Annotated in this window: 17 protein-coding genes and 1 pseudogene; 11 read left to right on the forward strand and 7 right to left on the reverse strand. The window is 41.3% G+C overall.

The genetic code is table 11. From position 1 onward, the window contains the following. Positions 1–200: 200 nt before the first annotated feature. The 6 genes and pseudogenes from ACY8D0_RS00105 to ACY8D0_RS00130 form a co-directional block, all read right to left on the reverse strand. Positions 201–428 (reverse strand): annotated as a pseudogene (locus ACY8D0_RS00105) (catalase); the annotation flags it as partial. A gap of 18 nt (positions 429–446) precedes the next feature. Next, entirely contained in the window at positions 447–734 is a 288-nt protein-coding gene (locus tag ACY8D0_RS00110) for an IDEAL domain-containing protein (RefSeq protein ID WP_462408490.1), read from the reverse strand. Between the two features lie 150 nt (positions 735–884). Beyond that, complete coding sequence (locus ACY8D0_RS00115) at positions 885–1,208, reverse strand: MmoB/DmpM family protein (RefSeq protein ID WP_462408491.1); 324 nt, start codon at positions 1,206–1,208, stop codon at positions 885–887. Continuing rightward, positions 1,208–2,275: a ferritin family protein gene (locus ACY8D0_RS00120; protein WP_462408492.1), complete on the reverse strand. Its 1,068-nt coding sequence runs from the start codon at positions 2,273–2,275 to the stop codon at positions 1,208–1,210. The genes ACY8D0_RS00115 and ACY8D0_RS00120 overlap by 1 nt, the downstream gene beginning before the upstream one ends. A gap of 50 nt (positions 2,276–2,325) precedes the next feature. After that, positions 2,326–3,357, reverse strand: coding sequence for an NADH:ubiquinone reductase (Na(+)-transporting) subunit F (locus tag ACY8D0_RS00125; RefSeq protein WP_462408493.1), 1,032 nt, complete (start codon positions 3,355–3,357; stop codon positions 2,326–2,328). 101 nt (positions 3,358–3,458) lie between these two features. Then, complete coding sequence (locus ACY8D0_RS00130; protein WP_462408494.1) at positions 3,459–5,108, reverse strand: aromatic/alkene/methane monooxygenase hydroxylase/oxygenase subunit alpha; 1,650 nt, start codon at positions 5,106–5,108, stop codon at positions 3,459–3,461. A gap of 620 nt (positions 5,109–5,728) precedes the next feature. Between ACY8D0_RS00130 and ACY8D0_RS00135 the strand changes: the two genes are divergently transcribed. From ACY8D0_RS00135 to groL, 5 genes are all read left to right on the forward strand, one after another. Further along, positions 5,729–6,748, forward strand: a complete 1,020-nt coding sequence (locus tag ACY8D0_RS00135) for an amidohydrolase family protein (protein WP_462408495.1) — start codon at positions 5,729–5,731, stop codon at positions 6,746–6,748. A gap of 34 nt (positions 6,749–6,782) precedes the next feature. Further along, positions 6,783–7,472 carry a metal-sulfur cluster assembly factor gene (locus tag ACY8D0_RS00140; protein ID WP_462408496.1) on the forward strand — a complete coding sequence of 230 codons (690 nt, stop codon included), beginning with the start codon at positions 6,783–6,785 and terminating at the stop codon, positions 7,470–7,472. A gap of 22 nt (positions 7,473–7,494) precedes the next feature. Beyond that, the gene (locus tag ACY8D0_RS00145; RefSeq protein WP_462408497.1) at positions 7,495–8,520 is read left to right on the forward strand and encodes an NAD(P)-dependent alcohol dehydrogenase; all 1,026 of its coding nucleotides are present in this window, start codon (positions 7,495–7,497) and stop codon (positions 8,518–8,520) included. Positions 8,521–8,598: 78 nt separating this feature from the next. Next, positions 8,599–8,871, forward strand: coding sequence for a GroES family chaperonin (locus tag ACY8D0_RS00150; RefSeq protein ID WP_462408498.1), 273 nt, complete (start codon positions 8,599–8,601; stop codon positions 8,869–8,871). A gap of 21 nt (positions 8,872–8,892) precedes the next feature. Next, a complete protein-coding gene (groL, locus tag ACY8D0_RS00155; protein WP_462408499.1) occupies positions 8,893–10,527 on the forward strand; it encodes a chaperonin GroEL in 1,635 nt (544 codons plus the stop codon). A gap of 186 nt (positions 10,528–10,713) precedes the next feature. Here groL and ACY8D0_RS00160 read toward each other — a convergent pair whose 3' ends face one another. Continuing rightward, positions 10,714–12,771, reverse strand: a complete 2,058-nt coding sequence (locus ACY8D0_RS00160; RefSeq protein WP_462408500.1) for a sigma-54-dependent Fis family transcriptional regulator — start codon at positions 12,769–12,771, stop codon at positions 10,714–10,716. Between the two features lie 567 nt (positions 12,772–13,338). Here ACY8D0_RS00160 and ACY8D0_RS00165 point away from each other — a divergent pair. The 6 genes from ACY8D0_RS00165 to ACY8D0_RS00190 all read left to right on the forward strand — a co-directional run bounded on the left by ACY8D0_RS00165 (position 13,339) and on the right by ACY8D0_RS00190 (position 20,781). Continuing rightward, positions 13,339–13,713, forward strand: coding sequence for a hypothetical protein (locus ACY8D0_RS00165; RefSeq protein ID WP_462408501.1), 375 nt, complete (start codon positions 13,339–13,341; stop codon positions 13,711–13,713). A 231-nt stretch (positions 13,714–13,944) separates the two neighbouring features. Then, positions 13,945–14,799: an MBL fold metallo-hydrolase gene (locus ACY8D0_RS00170; RefSeq protein WP_462408502.1), complete on the forward strand. Its 855-nt coding sequence runs from the start codon at positions 13,945–13,947 to the stop codon at positions 14,797–14,799. 532 nt (positions 14,800–15,331) lie between these two features. Continuing rightward, positions 15,332–16,933, forward strand: a complete 1,602-nt coding sequence (locus tag ACY8D0_RS00175) for an acyl CoA:acetate/3-ketoacid CoA transferase (RefSeq protein ID WP_462408503.1) — start codon at positions 15,332–15,334, stop codon at positions 16,931–16,933. A 71-nt stretch (positions 16,934–17,004) separates the two neighbouring features. Next, entirely contained in the window at positions 17,005–18,249 is a 1,245-nt protein-coding gene (locus ACY8D0_RS00180) for an L-lactate MFS transporter (protein ID WP_462408504.1), read from the forward strand. Positions 18,250–18,277: 28 nt separating this feature from the next. Continuing rightward, positions 18,278–19,243: a nitronate monooxygenase gene (locus ACY8D0_RS00185; protein ID WP_462408505.1), complete on the forward strand. Its 966-nt coding sequence runs from the start codon at positions 18,278–18,280 to the stop codon at positions 19,241–19,243. Between the two features lie 140 nt (positions 19,244–19,383). After that, positions 19,384–20,781, forward strand: a complete 1,398-nt coding sequence (locus tag ACY8D0_RS00190; protein WP_462408506.1) for a sigma-54 interaction domain-containing protein — start codon at positions 19,384–19,386, stop codon at positions 20,779–20,781. The last annotated feature ends 84 nt before the right edge of the window (positions 20,782–20,865 follow it).

Below are 20,865 nucleotides of genomic sequence, written 5' to 3' on the forward strand. Positions count from 1 at the left end.
AAGAAATGGCAGCAGTAAATATATTCTTTGTAAAATTTGCTAGTCTCATAAAAAAAGGGCGTTATTCCTAAAAATCTAGAACATGGCTGAAATAGATAAAACTAGACAACTCTTTAGAATGGTTCACTCAATTTTGGAAGATTGTTTGGCGCGCAGAAAGGACCGTAATCCTGATAACTATTTTGCCAAAGTGGGGCAGGCTGATGAGTCAATTCAGGGGAAAGACCCCAAAAATCCCATACTGTGGTAGGATTTTTAAAATGGGTTTTAGGATCTCTATTTTGTATATAAATGAAAAAACTGGGGGTATTGTTGCCAACGATATCATATTTCCCTTCTTCTGTATAAAATTTTTACGACAAAACCACGGGGTCGCTACCGTAATCCGCAGATACCAGCTCACCGGCTATTGTGGAAAAGCGAAAGAAAGATAGATTCAAATTAGGTTAGATAATCTTGTTTTCCTTCATGGTTTCAATTAACGATTTTTGTTGAAGACGTAAATTTGTATATTGTCCAGCCAATTCTAGAAACAACTGCTTATCATGTGAATCAAGGGCAGCATCAATCTTTTCCTCAAGGAGAGTAAGTTTATAAGAAACAATCACTTCATCCCAGAACATTTGTATATACATTTCAAGAATAGAAAAGTGTTCTTGAGACCCCTTTTGTAAGTAAAATGATTTCATAATCTCACTATAAGAGGATGAATCATTCGGTTTTTTATTTTCCAAACGTGATCACCCCTAGTTACCTTTCTCCATGATCAACTTTATCCAAAAAACCAAAAATCCTTATATCCGCTATATTCTTCTTGAGTGGACGGGTGATGCGGTAAACTCGAAAACTAGTTACCGCACCACCACACCAAACTTGTGCAAATTCTAAAACTCGATATATTTCCTTGCTTCCTCAGGGTCAGCAAACAACAGGATTTTGTCATCTAACATGACCATTCGGCCGTAGTGGGTAGACATTTCTACCTGGAAAGCGTATGGATCAAAATCCCGGCCCAGATCCTCGCTGATTTCATTCATGTCAAATTCAAGCAAACCTGTACCATCAATCCGGATCAAAGCCGGATAATGAGTGACTTGAACATTGGGCTTATCTTTCATGATATCGGCAATGACCCTGCCTTCCACACTATCACTTAGAGTAACCCCGCACTTGTTATTAAATGTTTTTTCTAGTCCTGATTTGCTCATTACAAATTTACCCCTTTCGGCAAACTTATATTTAAATGAGTTAAAATGACATTAAAACGTTCCTTTGCGCTATTAAAGGCATCGGCATAGGTTGTTACTTTTACTCTTGGCTGAGACCACACCGGCTGAAGCTGATTAGAGGCCTTAACACAGAGCGGCACATACTTTTCAAGCCATCTTTGAGCCACCTGCTGATTTTCTTGGCCAAATTCAGAGTCTTGGAAGAAAACATCGAACATTTCAGCAGTGTAATCTAAATTTCTCTCATAATCCGCTTCTGCTGTAGAAACTAAAGTTGGGGTCGCATAATCCCCGTGAGAGGCTGCATATTGCATAATAAAGCCACTTCTGAATAATTCTCCAACCAGCGGTTCGTAAATCAGGTTGGCGGCAAATACCTGCTCGGCCCAGTCTGTCGCTGCACCAATCGTTTCAACTACCTCACGAACACCTTGCCAAACAGGATTGTTTAACCAGTTGTCTTTACCGGCAGCTTCATCAAGTTCAATAATTCCTGCAACTTCGCCAAGATAAATGGCCAGATCCTGCGCATAACGCAGCTTATCAGAAGAGTTAATCAAAATGGAATTGTTGATCATTTGGCTCATTCCATCACGCTGTGCTTTTTGAAAAATCATTCCCATTCCGTATTCAGGATGCTTTGATGCACTTAAATGTGTTTGGAGAATTTTCACCCAGGTCTTATCAAGATTGGTAAACTGATTTTCAGCTTTCGCATTTTGAATCGTTAACGCTACCTGCTTTTCAATTCCGGATTGACGAATATAGTGATTGCGTTCCCATTCACCATTTGGATCGCGGTATTTATGCCAGTTGGAGCTTTTGATTTGCGTCCATTTGCTGGAATAGGCCGGTGTATCATCAGCAAAAGAAACAATCCATCCTTGAAGTAAGTAGCGCTCCGGATCGGGCTGTACATCTACAGTAACATCCTCATACAAGGTTGGTCTTTTTCCTTTTGGCTCGTAGTAGTTATATTTGCGGCTTCTGCTGCCAGCAAACGTTTTTGAGCCGGCCTCGGCAGATTTTTCAATAGCTTCTGTCATCGTTTTGACCTCCTATTAAAGAATAATATCCAGACTTTGTTCCAGCTTTTTTAATCAGAGGCAGGGACAAACTTGTCAAATAATATTCGATCAGGTGTAACACCTTTCCCTCTGAGCACGGCTATCGCTGCATCAATCATCGGTCCTGGACCGCATAAGAAAGCATCTAACTGACTGGCTGCTTCCTTAGAAACATGCCGCTCAATTACTTCTGTAATTAATCCTGTTTCACCAGACCACTCATCTTCTGGCAGCGGTTCAGAAAGAGCAGGTATGAAGCGGAATCCTTCTAGGCGATCGGCAATCTCCTCGAACTTTTCCAGATAGAATAAATCCCTTTTCGAACGGGCTCCATAGAAGAAGGTAACATTGCGTTTGACGTTCTTTTCTTTTATATCATTTAAAAGGGACCATAATGGAGCCATTCCAGAGCCGCCGCCAATCAGGATAATATCACCTGTATTTTCTTCCCGGCGAATACAATTTCCAAATGGGCCTCTTACTTCCAGCTTATCCCCAATTTTCAGCTCCTCATCTAAAAGAGTTGAAAATTTCCCGCCTTTAAAAATTTTAATCATAAATTCGAGGCGGTCCGATTGGCTTGGAGTATTGGCCATCGAATAGGAACGGTAAAAGCTCTTATCCGGAGCGTAGAGGTCTATGAATTGACCGGAATGGAATGTAATCTCATTCGGTTCTTGCAGCTTTAATGTAAGCTTTCTAATATCATGCGTAAGACTTTCAATACTCTCAACCGTTGTTTCGAAATTTTTGATAGGAATCGAAACCTTTAATGCTTCTTCATCATATTGAAGTAATTCAACTGTCAGGTCGCTGTAAGGAATGGTCTTGCAAAGAAGAACGTAGCCTTCTTCTTTTTCATAGTCATTCAGTGCAAAAGTGGAGTACCGTTCCATTTCAGCATCTCCGTCAAGTAGAAGAGATTTACAGGTGGAACATTGTCCTTCTTTGCAGCCATGCATGAGCGCAATTCCTTGGCGAAAGGCAGCTTCTAGAACGGTTTCATCCTCCTCAACTTCCATTTCTAATCCAACTGGTTCAAGTGTTACTTTATAGACCATTTAATTGCCCCCCGCTCCTTTTTAGAATGATTAGAAAGATACTCAGCCTTGAAAAAATAGGAATTAAATTCAAGGCTGAGTAAACTTGCTCGGAGCTGCTGTTACTTCCAGCTAAATCCAGCCTTATATTCAGCTATGCTTATGGCACGTTCTGCATCTGACATCGCCCGCAGATCCAATAGTGGACTTCGCAGCTCGTAACCTTTCACATGATCAAGGTTCCACATCTTTGAATCTTCAAAGTGTAAATGCGGCTGTGGAACTAAGGTTTTACCATCGTTACGGACAAAGCCTAAATCTTTGATAACATCAGCTAAATCCATTCCATGGTAAACTTCTTCCCAGTTTCTTCTTCCGCTGAAACGTCCCATTGCAGGAGTTGGGCGGCCGTTATAGTTATCAGAGAAGGCAACCTTGTGGGTCCAGCAGCATTGCTCGGAGCAATAGGTGTGTAATTCACCGTTCACTTCATCCACAACCAAGTCTTCCCGGATGAGAATCGGTACTAAGCAGCTCCAACAGCGATGCGGATAGACATATCCAGTATCTGCCCATAGGAATGGTGCATTGCCGGGCTCAGACAATTCACGGTAGTGTTCCCAGCCTCTACCGAACTCTTTGTACCAGCCTGGATACTTCGATTCAAACCATTCAAAATCATATTCATCCAATGGATCAATCCGCCAGAAGTTAACTGGCCAAGCAGTTGCAAAGAACTGGGCTACTTTATGCACATAATTCTTTTTAGTAATCCGATCCCATGCAGCCTCCACATCATCGTGATGAATTTTTAAACCATACTTTTCTAGTGGGACCAAATAGCTGCGGTAGTAGTCTTCGTAAATCCATTTACGCCACAAGTCGGCATAGGATTCTTTGCTTTTCTTCCGATCCTTGGTGCCGTACTCGATAATCGTACCAATCGCAGCATCTACAATCGCATGGTTTTGCCAGAAGGCATAACGAATATCCCTTTCTAGCAGGTCGTGATTGTCAGGATCTCCTAATACCATCATTAAAGTTCCATATCCATTATTGATATGGCGTGATTCATCTGACTGTACAGAAAGGAAAATAGAAGGCAGAGCGTAATCTCCATTGGCAGCAGCCTCAGAAGGCATGGCTACGAATAGCGTATTAGTAAAGGCTGTTTCGGCAATGATTTGCAGATAAATATTCGCAGCTGTAATAGCATCTCCGGTAATAAACCCTTCTCCAAATTGCCGGCCAATCGTGGTGGCATAACATTTTCCAAATGCCTTCTGAGTAATATCAAACCCAGCTGGATCAATGTAGTTTTCCATGTACCATTTCTTAAGGTTCATCTGAATCGTGGAGTGACGGAATTCATCAATCATTTGCATGGTATAGCCATTTTTTAACTCATCATTTGGAACCACGTCAGTAAGCAAAGCCATCGAACGGGCCGCTGAGATTTCAGGGAAAGGAATAATCGCTAAGAATAGCTTCATCCATTCCACCCATCTTGGTTGTGCATCGCGGAACATATTCCCTCTGAGTGCGGCATCCATTGCACCGTAAACACGATTATCCTTTTCTTCTTCCATCGCAAAGTAAGAACGCAGCACTTGCTTCATGGTGTCTTTTGGTGCTTTGGAGAATTTGTAATCGGTTGGGTACTTTAATGATTCCTTGGCATAACTGGGAAGCCACGCCAAATCTTTCACCCGCTTATGAGCCTCAGCATTACTCATATTAGGCTGAGATTTAATTTTCGAAAGCGTAACCATTAATTCGTACTCCTCCTTCAAGAAATTTATTTGCAGGCTTCAAATCCTACACCCTATTTAATGCAATTTTGGTGCCAATTCATCCAAATTACCCTGAAAATTAAAAATTCCTGAATAACTTCCTTTATAATAGATTTTCTTGCGGGCATAAAAGGATTGTCGCGTTAAAAAATGATTTGTCTCAAATATCTACACAACTGTTGCAATTCTCGAAAATACAGCACTGCAACACTGCGAAAGTGCGAATGAAGAATTCCATAACTCAAGGTATTTCAGGATTTTTCCCCCTCTTTTACAACTTGGCACAATTATTGCATGTAATATGGATGAGTTTAAAAAAATTAAAGGTGGTGGTAAAAGCGAGTCTGTGGAGTCACATCCCTTATTACAACAAGAGTATGTAAAACTTTATTTGCTGCACCAAAGACCAGGATGATTCAAAGTATAGGAAATTAGTGCACGTTTGGTGTAAGTCTGGAAAAATTGGAGAATGACAGGGGAACAAAATCTGACTAAATGTCCAATCGAGTTAAGAAATGAATGCGGTGTCATAGGCAGCATAAAGCTCATCAGTATTCTTGGAAATGAATTCAAAAAAATGAAACGATGGAGGTATAGATATGTTTAAAACTGCTAATGGCGAAGAAATCTTTGTTATCGATGCACATATTGCTCTATGGGACGGCAGCCCGGAAAACCAATTAAACAAACATGGTGAGGAATTCATCAGCTGCTTCTACGACTATCATAAAAATCTAAGTCCTAAGGAAGTTTTATGGGATTATGACAAGTTCAGAAAATTGAATCCAGAGGATTTAGTCAATGATGTTATCATCAAAGGCTATGCAGACATGGCTATTTTCCAGCCCGTTTGGTTAAAAGAATTTTATCGAAATGGATTCGGAGATTTTGATGCCAACGAACGATTAGTGCAGCAGTATAAAAACCGGTTTATCGCAAATGGAACTCTTGACCCGCGTCACGGGGAAATTGGCTTAGAAAAGTTGGAAGAAAATAAGAAAAAATATGGCTGGCAGGGAGTTAAACTTTACACAGCAGATTGGTTTGGCCAATCCAAAGGCTATAAGCTTTCGGATGCATGGGCAAAACGTTATCTTGAGAAGTGTTTGGAACTTGGCATTAAAAATATCCACGTTCATAAAGGTCCGACCATTACTCCTCTAAATAGAGATGCATTTGATGTGGCAGATATCGACGATGCAGCAAGCTGTTACCCTGAATTAAACTTTATCGTCGAGCATTGCGGGCTTCCTAGATTAGAAGATTTCTGCTGGATTGCAACACAAGAAAAGAATGTATACGCTGGTCTTTCTGTCGTTATGCCGTTCATTCATACAAGACCGCGCTATTTTGCCGAAATTATCAGCGAATTGCTTTACTGGCTGGATGAGAACAGAATTCTATTTGGCAGTGACTATGCGATCTGGGAGCCAGACTGGCTGATTGAGAAATTTATGGCTTTTGAATTACCTGAAGATATTGCTCAAGAGACCGGGGCAGTTTTGGATTTAAATGTGAAAAAGAAAATCTTAGGCGAAAACGCGGCCGCGCTCTATAACATTGATATTGAAAAACAAAAACAACTGTTACGGAACGATAGTTTAGCAGTAATTAAATAGAATTCAGTTTAAGTTGAGGGAGGGAGGCTTTCAATTGGGACAACAGGAAGCTGTAATGGAGAAACTTAACGTGGTATATGATCCAGAGTTAGATAAGTCCGTTTTAGAAATGAATTTCATCGAAAAAGTAGACATACAAAGAGACGTCGTCAGTGTCATCATGCGGCTGCCAACCTATTGGTGTTCTCCAAATTTCGCTTTTATCATGGCAGAAGATATCCGGGACCGTGTATCAGAAATCCCTTGGGTTAATAAGGTCATTGTTAATCTAAAAGATCATTCTGCCTCAGAGGCGATCAACAAAGGAGTGGCTGAAGGGAAATCCTTTAGTGAAGTCTTTGCCGATATGGCCAATGGAAATTTACAAGAAGTGCGGAAAAAATTCCAAATCAAATCCTTTTTGGCTAGGCAGGAGAAACTGCTTCGTGACTTGATTGATTTTGGAATCGATAAAGAAATGATGTTAAATCTTACAATAAATGAATTGAAATCACATACTGCTATCCAGGAGCAGGCCGTTTTAAACCGTTATTTAACTCTTTGTGAGGAGTTAAAATTAAGCACTAATCTTCATGATCTGGCTTTTAAAAAACATACAGGTGAAAGAATTGAACCTGCTGAACTCTCAGACTATTTATTAGAAGCAAGAAGAACAAGAATGTCGATGGAGTTCAATGCTACTTACTGCCGAGGTTTGCTGGAAACACGATATCAAACATCATAATTTCATAAGGAGATGGAACAAAGTGAAAGCAGCGCGTTTACATGAATTTAACCAGCCATTACGTATTGAAGATGTCCCTATGCCAGAAATTACGGAACCAACAGATGTTATCATAAAAATTGCTGGAGCTGGGGTTTGTCATACAGATTTACACTTAATCGAAGGGGTATGGAATGAAACCTTAGGTACGCCGCTACCTTATACGATTGGCCACGAAAACGCCGGCTGGGTCCATGAAGTAGGATCTGCTGTTACTGATTTTAAACCAGGAGATCCAGTGATCCTTCATCCTGTAGCCAGCTGCGGTAAATGTCTAAGCTGCCGAGCAGGAGAAGATATGCACTGTGAAAACTTAAAGTTTTCCGGGCTGACAGTCGATGGCGGGTATGCGGAATACTTAAAGACATCAGAACGGGCGCTCATTCGATTACCAGATACCGTACATCCTGCGGACGTGGCTCCGTTTGCAGACGCCGGCATTACAGCCTACCGTGCTGTTAAAAAGGCAGCGCCACTTGCGATGCCGGGAACCAAAGCAGTCATGATTGGGATGGGCGGCCTTGGACATATCGGCGTACAAGTCATGCGTGAACTTGGAAACGCTGACATAATAACGGTGGATCGAAACGAAGAGCGCTTAAATGCAACACTGGATTTAGGAGCTTTACATGCAGTAAAAGCAGATGAAAATATGTTTGAAAATATAAAAGAATTAACAGATGGAAAGGGACCCGATATAATTATCGACTTTGTCGGGACAGACCAGACTCATGCTGAAAGTATGCAGATGCTAAGAAAGGGCGGGCATTACTTTGTGGTAGGTTACGGCGGCACTGTAAAAGTCCCTTCCCTAAATATCATCAATAATGAATATAGCATCGTCGGCAGCCTAGTAGGCAATTACAATGAACTTTACGAGCTCATGGTTCTTTATGGTCGTGGGAAAGTCAAACTTCATTCTACCAAGTTTCCGTTTGACCAAGTAAATGAAGTTCTGCAGTTGCTCCATGAAGGCAAAATCAATGGCCGGGCGATCTTAGTTCCATAAACGACGTTTTTATCGGGACAGATGTGAAAATACATCTGTCCTTCATCCTAAAAATTCACACCAGATGGAGTTGATATCATGGAATTGAAACCAATTGGCAATCGAGTCATTGTCAGTTTAGTAGAAGAGACAACCTCTCAAAATGGCATCATCATTCCTACAACTGTAAAAGGAAACCTAAAAAGGGGAATGATAAGGGCGATTGGCAATGATGTAGTTGCGGATATTAGGGTAGAGGATGTTATTCTTTTCACTGAAAATACCGGAACACAAATAATGGTAAAGAATGAAAACTATTATATTTTGCAAGAAGATGACATTTTAGCAATCTATGAAACTACAAATTTTTGATAGTAGCCAGGAGGAATTGATATGCCGAAATTAATCAAATTGGACGAAGAAGCTAGAACAGCTCTTGAAATTGGAGTAGATAAATTAGCAACTGTTGTAAAAGCTACACTTGGGCCTAAAGGGAGAAATTCGATTATTGACCGGTTATTCGCTACGCCAATGGTCTCGAATGATGGCGTTTTTATAGCTAGAGAAATTGAACTGGAAGATCCGTTTGAAAATATGGGGGCTATGCTGGTTAAAGAAGTAGCAAGTAATACAAATGATCATGCTGGGGATGGTACCACTACTGCAACTGTACTGGCACAAAGTATGGTAAAGGAAGGTTTAAAATATGTTAGAGAAGGATCCAATCCGATTCTTCTAAAACAAGGAATTGAAGAAACTGTTAAATTAGTGGTAAATGCCCTAAGACAAAACGCCGTTCCAATAGTCGACCGGAAAAAAATTTCCGAGGTAGCCTCGATAGCTTCAAGGGATAACGAAATTGGTGAGCTGATTGCTAGTGCCATGGACCGAGTAGGAAAAGATGGTGTCATTCTTGTTGAGGAATCAAAGCTCCCTGCCACGGTTTTAGAAGTGGTAGAAGGGATGCGATTTGATAGAGGATATATCTCTCATAATATGGTGACTGATTTTGAGAAAATGGAGGCAGTGCTGGAAGAACCTTATATATTAATAACCGACCAGAAGATTTCCTCTGTTCATCAAATCCTGCCGCTATTAGAAAAAATTAATAACTCCGGAAATTCACTCCTAATTATTGCGGAAGACCTCGGAGATGAGATAATAGGAACTTTAATGGTTAATAAACATAGAGGAAATTTACAGACCGTAGCTGTAAGAGCCCCTGAATTTGGTTATAACCGCAAACTAATGTTGGAAGATATTGCTATCATGACAGGCGGCCGGGTTATTTCAGAAGCTACTGGAAGAAAATTAGATACCATTTCAATTGAAGATTTAGGCAAGGCAAGGCAAGTAATTGTAAATAAAGATCAAACCGCTATTGTTGAGGGCAATGGCCGTTATGATGAAATACAAGGAAGAAAAGATCAAATAAAATTCCAAATTGAAAATACCGTGCAGGAATGGGAAAAAGAAAAACTGCAAGAACGTCTATCCAAACTCTCAGGGGGAATGGCTGTTATATTGGCAGGCGGGGTTACGATGGTAGAATGCAGGGAGAAATTACTCCGTATTGAAGATGCCCTAAATGCTACTTTTGCTGCCGTCGAAGAGGGGATTGTAGCGGGGGGAGGTACTGCTTTAGTCCAAGTTTTGCCTGAAGTAAGCCAACAAATTAAGAGTCTATCAGGGGATCAATATAACGGTGCTCTGGTTGTACTGGATTCTTTAATTACTCCGCTTAAGACGATTGCCAATAACTGTGGGTTAGACGGAAACACCATATTGGAAAAGGTTAAATCTTTGGAATATGGTTATGGATTTAACGCATTAACTGGGGAGTTTGTCGATTTAATCAATAACGGGATTATTGACCCTGTTAAAGTAACTTGCACGGCCCTTAAAAATGCTGCTTCCATTGCATCACTTATCATCACAACCGATTCTTTGATTACTGAAAAAGAAGTGGTCGAACTAGATCCAACCAAAGGGCCTTCCCGCGGGGGCGGAGGAGAGTTATTGGAATAGTCAACACCATTATAGCTGCAAAAATAAAAATGACCACTAAGACTCGGGCGGTCTTTGTGGTCATTTTCTATGTTTCTATGAAAGTAAAAATTTTATTAACGGACACGTTCGGCTCTCTTGGAAGGCTATAGAAGAGCAAATTGGTTGAATTCTAAGCCAATACTAAGTTTCTTTCCATCACAATGATTATTTACTCCGTTTATTCAGCCTATCCCCATTAATACGTGAGAGTTTTCTATAAATAGTACTTCTATGGATACCGAGTCTTTTAGCCGCTTCTTGAACATTCCCATTCACTTCTTCAAGTACGTTTAGTATGGTCTTTAGTTCCTGTTCTTTTAAAAGTTGGATATCACTTATTGTTTCGTTGGGTGGGGGTAACAAAGGTGAATCGCCTTTAGAATCCTGACCTGGATAAGGCGTATTATAGTTGTTGTCGTATTTCTGGTTTTGACTGTCCATTATTTCATTTGGAAGGTCTGAAATAGTAACAAAAGGACTATTTTGTACCTTTACAGCCATTTTATAAACAAAATTACGCAATTCACGAACATTTCCGGGCCACTCGTAACGCTCAAGGAATTTTAATGCTGTATTTTCAATTCTAAGCGGTGACCGTCCCATTTGGTTACAAACTTTATTTAATAAATCTTCCAAAATGACAGGAATATCTCCTGTTCTTTCCCGTAAGGGGGGAATTTTAAGAGAAAGGATGTTTAATCGATAATACAGGTCTAGTCGAAACTTCCCCTCTTCAGAGGCCTTCTTTAAATCCCGATTGGTGGCGGCAATGACCCTAACATTTAATTTTATGGGCTTTTTTCCACCAAGGCGTACAACCTCGCCTTCTTCCAAAACACGTAGAAGAATGGTTTGCAAATTTAACGGCATTTCTCCAATCTCATCTAGAAAAATCGTTCCTCCGTCCGCCTGTTGAAACTTTCCAGCTCTTCCTCCCTTTTGCCCTCCTGTGAATGTTCCTTCTTCATATCCAAATAATTCACTCTCTGCAAGATCTTTATGAATGGCTCCACAGTTTACGGCAACAAAAGGTCCAAAAGAGCGAGAACTCGCTGCATGAATGGATTGGGCGAATAATTCTTTTCCAGTTCCGCTTTCCCCTTCAATGAGCACCGGCAAATTTAAGTTTGCAATGGATTGAGCCTCAGCAATAACCGACTTAAACTCTTTAGAACATCCAATAAGATGAGAAAAAGAATATCGTAGATTATTATTATTATTATTATTATTATTATTATTATGTTCGTTGGTATAACCAGGAATAGTAACAGAAACTTTAGTCGAAATAGCCTGTACCACCGACCCGATAAATTTACCTTCAAAATAAATCGGAGTTAATTCAAAAGACCAACCATCATTATTCGTTTTCCATCTTTGTTCATGCATTAAAGATACATTCTTTAATTCAGGGATATGATTAGTGATGTCAATCCATCCATTAGAGTAAAAAAGATGGTTAGCCTTAATCACGTACCCGCCGCGATCAAGGACTGCTGAAATACGCTTCGGAAATTTTATGCTTGTTTCAAGATAATGCTCCAATAACTTATACCGGTCAAGTTCCAGCAGATTAAGAAGTCTCCCCTCAATGGACTGTGAAATGGAAATGGCCGTGGTCAAGGAGTGAGGATGGATCAGACTCCATTCTCCGGTTAAATCAACAACGCCAATAATTCCCTTTGTGGCAGGATCCCTAACGGGAGCAGCTGAACACACCCAATTATGTACAGGCTCACAAAAATGCTCAGAAGCAAAAATTTGCATAGGGGTGCCCGTTGCGAGGGCAGTGCCAATCGCATTTGTTCCGATATTATTTTCCAGCCATGATGTTCCTACCGCAAAATTCATTTTTTCGGCAGCACTTTTAAGCTTAACATCTCCTTCCACATCAATAATTTCCCCGCTATTATTCGAAAAAACCACCAAGTGACCTGAATCAATTGCTACTTCTTTTAATTCTGAAAGGATGGGTTTTATGATGGAATAGAGGGGATTTGAAGATTTATAGTTTAAGATTTGTTCTTCTGTTAAAGTTAAAGGTGCTATTTGCTGAGCTGGATGGATTCCGTGTTTTAAGGAACGTTCCCAAGATTGCTGGGTAAAAGTCCTCACTTTTACATCAAAATCTTTTCCTGAGACGAAATCTTCCCATGCTTTTGAAAGCCTCACTTTTTCATTTTTAGGTGATGCGTTAACATCTAATGAAATATAAGGACTCTTCATACCTACTCACCTCTCGCGAAAATTCAATAATTGAATACGCTTACATGTTATGTTGTAGATTTTGTTAAAGAGCAGAAAAATAGGGGGTTGTTACTATGTACACCTAGTTAATAGTATAATCCAAATTATGGAAAAATTCAAATGATAGTGAACATAATTAGGAAAGATTTACCTGCCGGAAGAACGAGATTGTAAGACTTTAGATTAAAATTGGGATGAGGGTGACAATTTGCCTGAACAGATAAAGCTCGAAACCGAATTTATTACATTAGAGCAGTTTTTAAAGCTCGCGCGGAGTCATTTCAACAGGTGGACAATATTTCAATGAAATTTGCAATTAACGACCTATGTCTCAAAATGCAACAAAGCTCCTATTTATTTTGCGACAGATTTTATTCAAATGTATGACCAAATATGATGATATCCGGGTACTCGAAATGGCACAAAACTTGCATCTTTAACTATAAGGAAAACAGGTAGTTTTATAGTCTCATACCAATGATAAAAAAAGAAATAAGACTATAAGACTAAATATTGCATGAAATTATGGAAAAGAGGAGTGATTCTATGGAAACAGAAATTTGGAACGGCTTATCTCCCGAGAAACGGGAAAAGGCAGCAAACCTTATGACTGAATTTAGTACGATTACAGTTTCGTGGAATGATGTTGTACAAAAGAAGGTTATCGAAATTTTTTCGAATTTCACCCAATCTTGCATGGAAGAACACAAATTAAAACCGCATGAATTGCTTGTCGTCACAAAAATGCTTCAGGAATTTGCTATTAAGGATCTTTATGAATGGCTCCCTGATGACTTTGAGAATTGGGAAAACAAAGATGAACTAATGACATTTTTCTTTTATGGAGAGAAAGGGTTGCAATCCTATAAAGAAACTAAAGGGAATCAAGAAAAAATAAAGACTGAAAAGGTCATTAAGTAAGACAAAATCTAATGAACCATATCGCTGATATAAATAACAAAAAAGCTGTGCATGCCTACCGTGCACAGCTTTCTTGTTACCTTTTGTTATTTTTCACCTATTGCTGAATATGTGTTACTATACGAGGGAGTTTTAAACGAAAGATAAATTTTCTGACGTGTACACGATATTTGATGGAATTAACTTATAAAAAAAAGGCCCAGTGCTCACAAAGGTATGGTGTGATTATTCATGCATTCAATTGAAAAAATTGCTCAACGATTTTGGTACATAACACCTATAGCGGAAACCGATCGGCCGATTCTGGGAATGGTGGTGGGGGATACCAAGAATTTGTTGATTGACGCAGGGAACTCCGAAGCACATGTCCAGTATTTTCTTAACGAACTATCCAAACAGCAAGTATCCAAACCAGATTTCATTGTCCTGACCCATTGGCATTGGGACCATATTTTTGGCCTTTCCGCCCTAAACGAATCCCTATCCGTTTCCTCCGCTCAAACCAAACAGGAAATGGAGAAATTGATTCCGCTTTCTTGGACAAATGCTGCCTTGGATGCAAGAGTCCAACAAGGAACAGAAATTGAATTTTGTGCAAACGCCATCAAGCAGGAGTACCCGGACCACCGCGATATTACAATCTGTCTGCCTCAAATGAACTTTGAAGGCAAGCTGGAAATAGACCTTGGCGGCGTGACTTGTATTCTTCGCCATGTCGGAGGAGACCATGCTGCAGACTCGGTTGTCGTCTATATCAAAGAAGAAAAAATCTTGTTTCTGGGTGATTGCCTCTATCCGGACATTTTTGCGAAAAAACCGAACTATACCATTAATGAAACCTTACGGATGCTGGATATACTGGAAACCTTTGATGCAGATACGTACATTCTTTCCCATTGGAAGCCGATATCCAAAGCCGAATTCCAATATGAAGCTAGTACCCTTCGAACCATTGCCCATTTGACAGGCCTATATAAAGGGGACAGAGAAAAAATAACCGAAGCACTTAGAACCAAAGTAAACCGGGAACTGACGGAAGACGAGCAGGAAACAATTCAAGAATTTATCAACGGCTATGGCATTTAGCAGCCTTGCGGTAGATTTCATTACGTTGTAAAAATGCGATATTCACAGAAAAAGGGGCGCAGAAAAAATTTTTTAAAAAATTTATCTGCCTCCTTTTTTAATTTTTTTGACGCATCCCGGATATAAGGTAAAACCGAAGAGCTAGCAAGCGATAGAGTGTTGCATTTTTGCATGTGCCGCAATTACGTTCATAAAATACCAAACAACACTGAACCTAGACCAAAGGGAACTATCTAAACCAGGCATTTTTACTTCATTGATCACTCCAATTCCATGACCTCAATAGGCAAAAAAGCCACAGTATAGGAGTGGTTTTTGGCCGTTTTCACCGATATTGACGGCCGGTTTCTTTTATCATAGGATGTTAGTGAAATGATTCACAAACAAAAAGGGAAAGATGGAGCAGACAAATTTTTTTCTTCTATTTTGTAAAACAGTTCACAAGAAATAGGCTTTTACCTTTAACAGGTTAATTAATTTATTGATAAACATGTGAAGAACTTCACAATAAATTCCGAGGAGATGAACAGCCGTGTCAAAAGTAATTTCAGCTGCTAAAGCTGCCGAGCTGATCAAAGATGGCGATACCGTTGCAGCAACTGGTTTTGGATTATCTTGCTGGGCCGAAGAAATGGGTATTTCCATAGAAGAACGCTTTTTACAAACAGGTCACCCGCAAAACTTAACCGTCATGCATTCAAGTGCAGTCGGTAACCGACGGGATAAAGGAATGAGTCACCTAGGCTATGAAGGATTAGTCAAACGCTGGATTGGCGGCATCGCCATCGCATCCCCAGGCATGGCGAAATTAATTGAGGAAGACAAGTGCGAAGCCTACAACCTTCCGCAAGGCGTCATCACTCAGCTATACCGCGAAATAGCGGCAAAACGCCCAGGGGTGATCACAAAAGTAGGGATGGGCACATTCGTTGACCCACGTGTGGAAGGCGGAAAAATGTCTCCATCAACCAAAGAAGACATCGTAAAGGTTATCGAAATTGAGGGAGACGAATGGTTATTCTATAAAGCATTTCCTATCCAAGTCGGCTTGATTCGCGGAACAGTGGCCGATGAGAACGGCAACCTGACGCTTGAAAAAGAAGGCTTGCACATGGAAGTATTGCCAATTGCCCAGGCTGTCCACAACTCCGGCGGAATTGTGATTGCCCAAGTCGAGACCGTGGCGAAAAACGGAACGTTAAATCCAAAAGACATTAAAGTTCCTGGAATCTTAGTCGATTATATTGTCGTTTCCAAACCGGAGAACCACTTCCAAACAGAAAATACCTACTATAATCCGGCATTCTCCGGCCATGTCAAAGTACCGGTTGAGGGCATTGATGCCCTTCCATTGGATGAGCGGAAAGTGATTGCCCGCCGTTCGGCAGCTGAACTGCTGCCAAACACCATCCTGAATCTTGGTGTTGGGATTCCGGTCAGCGTAGGAACAGTTGCAGCAGAAGAGGGAGTAAGCGATCAGCTCATGCTGACAACCGAGGCCGGTTCCATTGGCGGTGTCCCTGCTGGATTGAAGGACTTTGGCCATGCTTATAACTCCGAAGCAATCGTCGACCATGACTCCCAATTCGATTTTTATGATGGCGGCGGTATCGATTTATCGGTACTAGGATTGGCTCAGACAGACGAATTTGGCAACGTCAACGTCAGTAAGTTTGGCACACGCGTGGCCGGCTGCGGCGGATTTATCAACATCTCGCAATCAGCCAAAAAATTGGTATTCGCCGGCACCTTTACCGCAGGCGGCCTGCAGGTAAAAGTGGAAGATGGCAAATTGCAGATTTTGCAAGAAGGCAAAGCCAAGAAATTTATTAAACAAGTTCAGCAAATTACTTTTAGCGGATCCTATGCCTCACAAATTAACCAGCCAGTTGTCTATGTAACAGAGCGGGCGGTGTTTGAATTGATGGAAGGCCGGGTCACGTTGACAGAAGTGGCCCCTGGTGTGGATTTGCAGAAGGATATTCTCGACCAAATGGAATTCACTCCGGTCATTTCCGCTGATTTAAAAGAAATGGACGCTGCGATGTTCCAAGAAAATTGGGGCAAATTGAAAGACATTATTGATGAGAAAAAAGCAGGGAAGAGCGAAAAAACACTCGTTCCAGCAAACTAATATCAATCAGCTGGCGGAGGAGAAGGACACTCACCGCCAGCCAATCCAAAATCAGGAAGGAATTATAAACCATGAACATCAAGCTTAATCGTTGGCAGATCCTTATTGCATCTACCCTAATCAATATCTGTGTTGGTGCAATTTACGCATTTAGTATTTTTGCTTTACCACTCACCAAAGTTTTCGACACCACTATGCCGGAAATTATGATGGCTTTTACCATTAATGCGGCAATTTCACCAATCCCGATGATATTGGGCGGAAAATTAGTCGATAAGGGTGGCGCCAAAACGGCGATTATCCTTGGCGGTTCGATGTTCGGCTTAGGATTTATTTTATCAGGATTGGCCACTGCCCCGTGGATGCTCTATCTTACCTACGGTGTGATTACTGGTTTGGGACAAGGAATTGTGTATTCCGCCACTATCGGAAACTCTGTTAAATTATTCCCGGACAAAAGAGGTCTTGCTTCAGGTATCGTCACAGCTGGTTATGGCGGTGGAACGATCGTGATTGCTCCGCTAGCCAATGCCTTGATTACGAGCAATGGTGTTCAGTCATCCATGATTACTCTTGGGGTTGCCTTCTTAGTGGTGATATTAGGCTGTAGCTTTTTAGTCAAAGCATGCCCGAACGGATTTGTTCCAGAAGGCTGGACACCTCCTGCTGCCAGCGGCGCAAATAAAGGCGGAGTCAATGTTCCTTGGAATGAAATGATCAAGAAACCGATATTCTACGTAATTGCAGGTTTGTTCTTAATCGGTGCTCTTTCCGGTATGATGGTTACCTCAAATGCTTCCGTAATTGGACAGACGATGTTCGGGTTAACCCCTGCAACAGCTGCATTATTCGTAAGTTTATATTCATTAAGTAACTGCTCTGGACGTGTTTTCTGGGGCGCAATCTCTGACAAAATCGGACGCACCAAATGCTTAATGGTAATCTATATCGTAATTGCCGCGATGATGTTAACAATCGCTTTATCCACTTCAGTTGCCGGCTTTGCCATTGCGGTTATCGGTATCGGCTTATGCTTCGGCGGCACCATGGGAATCTTCCCATCCATCGTCGGCGAGAAATTTGGAATGAAATACTACGGCGTCAACTACGGTGTCACCTTTATCGGCTACTCAGGCGCTGCCTTCTTTGGCCCAAGAATTGCCAACTCAGTAGCTGCGGCCAACAATGGCCAATTCACCAATGCCTTCTATATCGCATTAGTGATATCACTCGTTGGCTTTGCCTTAACCTTTGTTTATAAAGCTATGGAAAATAAGAAGCAAACATCAGGCTCAAAAACTGCAAAAGCAGCTTAAACTTTAACTTTATTGGAGGATGAAGAACATGAGTATTACAAATTTATTAGGCATTAAATATCCAATTTTTCAAGGTGCTATGGCGCAAATTGCCCGTGCCCCTCTTGCAGGTGCCGTATCCAATGCAGGTGGATTAGGAATTATCGGTTCCGGAGGCATGACCGCTGATCAGCTTCGTGAGGAAATCAGAGAAACAAGAGCAATCACTAATAAGCCATTTGCTGTTAACTTAATGTTAATGATGAAAAATATCCCTGAATTGATTGAGGTCATTGTGGAAGAGGGAGTACAAATTGTCACAACTGGTGCAGGCACACCAGCACCGTATATGCCAATTTTTAAGGAACACGGAATTAAAGTCATCCCTGTTATTCCTTCTGTTAAAATTGCGAAGAAAATGGAAGCATTAGGTGTGGATGCAGTAGTTGCTGAAGGTACAGAAGCAGGCGGCCACGTTGGCGAAACCACAACTATGGCATTATTGCCTCAAGTGGTGAGTGCCGTTTCCATTCCTGTTGTAGGAGCTGGCGGTATTGCCGATGGCCGCGGAATTGCGGCAGCCTTCGCTCTAGGTGCACAAGGTGTGCAAGTGGGTACCCGTTTCTTGGCAACCGTTGAATGCCCGACACACGAAAACTTCAAACTGGCTGTTGTTCATGCCGATGATACAAGCACAACGGTTACAGGCCGCAGCCTTGGCGGTCCCGTACGCAGTATTAAAAACAGCATGATTGAAGAGTACCTGAAACTTGAAAAAGATGGGGCTTCTCGTGACGAATTGGAACATCTTTCATTAGGTTCCTTGCGTAAAGCCGTGTTTGAGGGAGATACAGATCGTGGTTCCGTTATGGCTGGGCAAATTTGCGGGCTTGTCAAAGAAATCACAACGGTTGAAGAAATGATCACAAGCATGTTTGCAGAAGCACAAGAGGTAATGAACAACCTTGGAAAAATCTCTATAATAGAAGAGGAAAGAGAGTTAGTTTTCGCTTAAGAGGGATGACAATATTCAAACAAAACAGGACCTTTCATAGGGTCCTGTTTTGTTTGGTGTAAATGTCACAATATATCCACTGTCATTATAGGGGTTCTTCCTTATAATAGAAGAATGAATAATAGTAGGAGGCTAAACAAATGAAGAAAAAAGCCATTGAAACATTGCAGAATAACCCCATAAAGCTCCCTGACCTCAACGACTTGCCTTCTACTTTATTTGTTACGGACTCAAAAGGGAATATACTCATATCCAATGAATTCACCGCACTGACGCTGGGCATTTCCTTGGATGAATTAATAAAAATGAATGTACAGGATTTGGTGAAGAATGGATTCTATAACCAGTCCGTTACCATGGAAGCCATAGAAACGAAGCAGAGGGTATCTAAAACCATCATCACGAACCGCGGCTTTCATATGAAATCGACGGCGATTCCGATTTTACAAAAAGATGGCGACATCCAGCTGGTGGTCACCACATCGAATGAATTTAACGGAAAACTGCCGCTCCTGCATGTTGAGCCTGATAGGATAAGTAAAAATTACAAGGGGAAACAGCAGGCAGCAACGGATGCAGAAAGTGAGCCGGGAATGGTAGCCGAGAGCCTGGCCATGAAGCAAATTCTGAAGGTTTGCAATCAGATTGCCTCTTTTAATAGTAAAGTATTAATTTTTGGCGAATCAGGAACGGGCAAGGAAGTCATTGCCCGCTATATTCACAGAAAAAGCGACCGTTCCCAAGGCCCTTTTATCGCCATCAACTGTGCCGCTATTCCACCGGCGGTAATGGAGCAAGAATTGTTTGGCTATGAAAAAGGCGCGTTTCCGGGGACAGAACAGGAGAAGGCCGGAATCATTGAACTGGCAAATGACGGGGTTTTATTTTTGGACGAAATTGCTGAACTGCCGTTGGACATGCAGGCAAAGCTGCTGAGAGTCATCGATAATGAGGAAGTGAGGCGGGTCGGCGGTATTCAAAATGTCCCGATTAATTGCCGAATTATTGCTGCCACGAATCGGGATTTATGGAAAATGGTGAAGAAAGGCACGTTCCGAGAGGATTTATATTACCGGATCAACGTCATACCGATTCATATCCCGCCTCTCCGGAACCGAAAAACGGACCTAGTCGGTTTAATATCTTATTTTTTGGATGAATTTAATCAAAAATATAATCAAAAACTGGTCCTCAGTGCCAGTGAATTTCAAAAAATGCTAAAGCACGATTGGCCCGGTAATGCCAGGGAACTGAGGAATTATATCGAGCGTCTTGTGGTAACGGCACAGGATAGCATCCACATGTCTTCCGAGGATTCGGTTACCGATTGGTTTGCCATTGATCATTTTATTAAAACCAACCTTGATAAACATGGAACCTTAAAAGACTTTACCGCCATTGTCGAGGGGCGGTATATCAAGCATGTCCTCGAGACACATAACGGCAATGCAACGGAGGCGGCTAAAAAATTGGGCGTCGATCGATCGGTGATTTATCGGAAACTCAAGAAGATGGAAAATGTCCTGGAAGATAAGTAAAAAAACAGTATAGTGATTAACCAATAGCACCGCATCATGTAGCGGTGTTTTTTTGTATAAAGGTCAGGGCATGCAGAAGCACGG

The sequence above is a fragment of the Neobacillus camarae genome (assembly GCF_054950115.1).

Excerpts from the sequence above, each read along its gene's own strand:
- ACY8D0_RS00115 (WP_462408491.1), bottom strand. The coding sequence starts at position 1,208 with ATGAGCAAATCAGGACTAGAAAAAACATTTAATAACAAGTGCGGGGTT.
- ACY8D0_RS00120 (WP_462408492.1), bottom strand. The coding sequence starts at position 2,275 with ATGACAGAAGCTATTGAAAAATCTGCCGAGGCCGGCTCAAAAACGTTT.
- ACY8D0_RS00125 (WP_462408493.1), bottom strand. The coding sequence starts at position 3,357 with ATGGTCTATAAAGTAACACTTGAACCAGTTGGATTAGAAATGGAAGTT.
- ACY8D0_RS00130 (WP_462408494.1), bottom strand. The coding sequence starts at position 5,108 with ATGGTTACGCTTTCGAAAATTAAATCTCAGCCTAATATGAGTAATGCT.
- ACY8D0_RS00135 (WP_462408495.1), top strand. The coding sequence starts at position 5,729 with ATGTTTAAAACTGCTAATGGCGAAGAAATCTTTGTTATCGATGCACAT.
- ACY8D0_RS00150 (WP_462408498.1), top strand. The coding sequence starts at position 8,599 with ATGGAATTGAAACCAATTGGCAATCGAGTCATTGTCAGTTTAGTAGAA.
- groL (WP_462408499.1), top strand. The coding sequence starts at position 8,893 with ATGCCGAAATTAATCAAATTGGACGAAGAAGCTAGAACAGCTCTTGAA.
- ACY8D0_RS00160 (WP_462408500.1), bottom strand. The coding sequence starts at position 12,771 with ATGAAGAGTCCTTATATTTCATTAGATGTTAACGCATCACCTAAAAAT.
- ACY8D0_RS00165 (WP_462408501.1), top strand. The coding sequence starts at position 13,339 with ATGGAAACAGAAATTTGGAACGGCTTATCTCCCGAGAAACGGGAAAAG.
- ACY8D0_RS00170 (WP_462408502.1), top strand. The coding sequence starts at position 13,945 with ATGCATTCAATTGAAAAAATTGCTCAACGATTTTGGTACATAACACCT.
- ACY8D0_RS00180 (WP_462408504.1), top strand. The coding sequence starts at position 17,005 with ATGAACATCAAGCTTAATCGTTGGCAGATCCTTATTGCATCTACCCTA.
- ACY8D0_RS00185 (WP_462408505.1), top strand. The coding sequence starts at position 18,278 with ATGAGTATTACAAATTTATTAGGCATTAAATATCCAATTTTTCAAGGT.
- ACY8D0_RS00190 (WP_462408506.1), top strand. The coding sequence starts at position 19,384 with ATGAAGAAAAAAGCCATTGAAACATTGCAGAATAACCCCATAAAGCTC.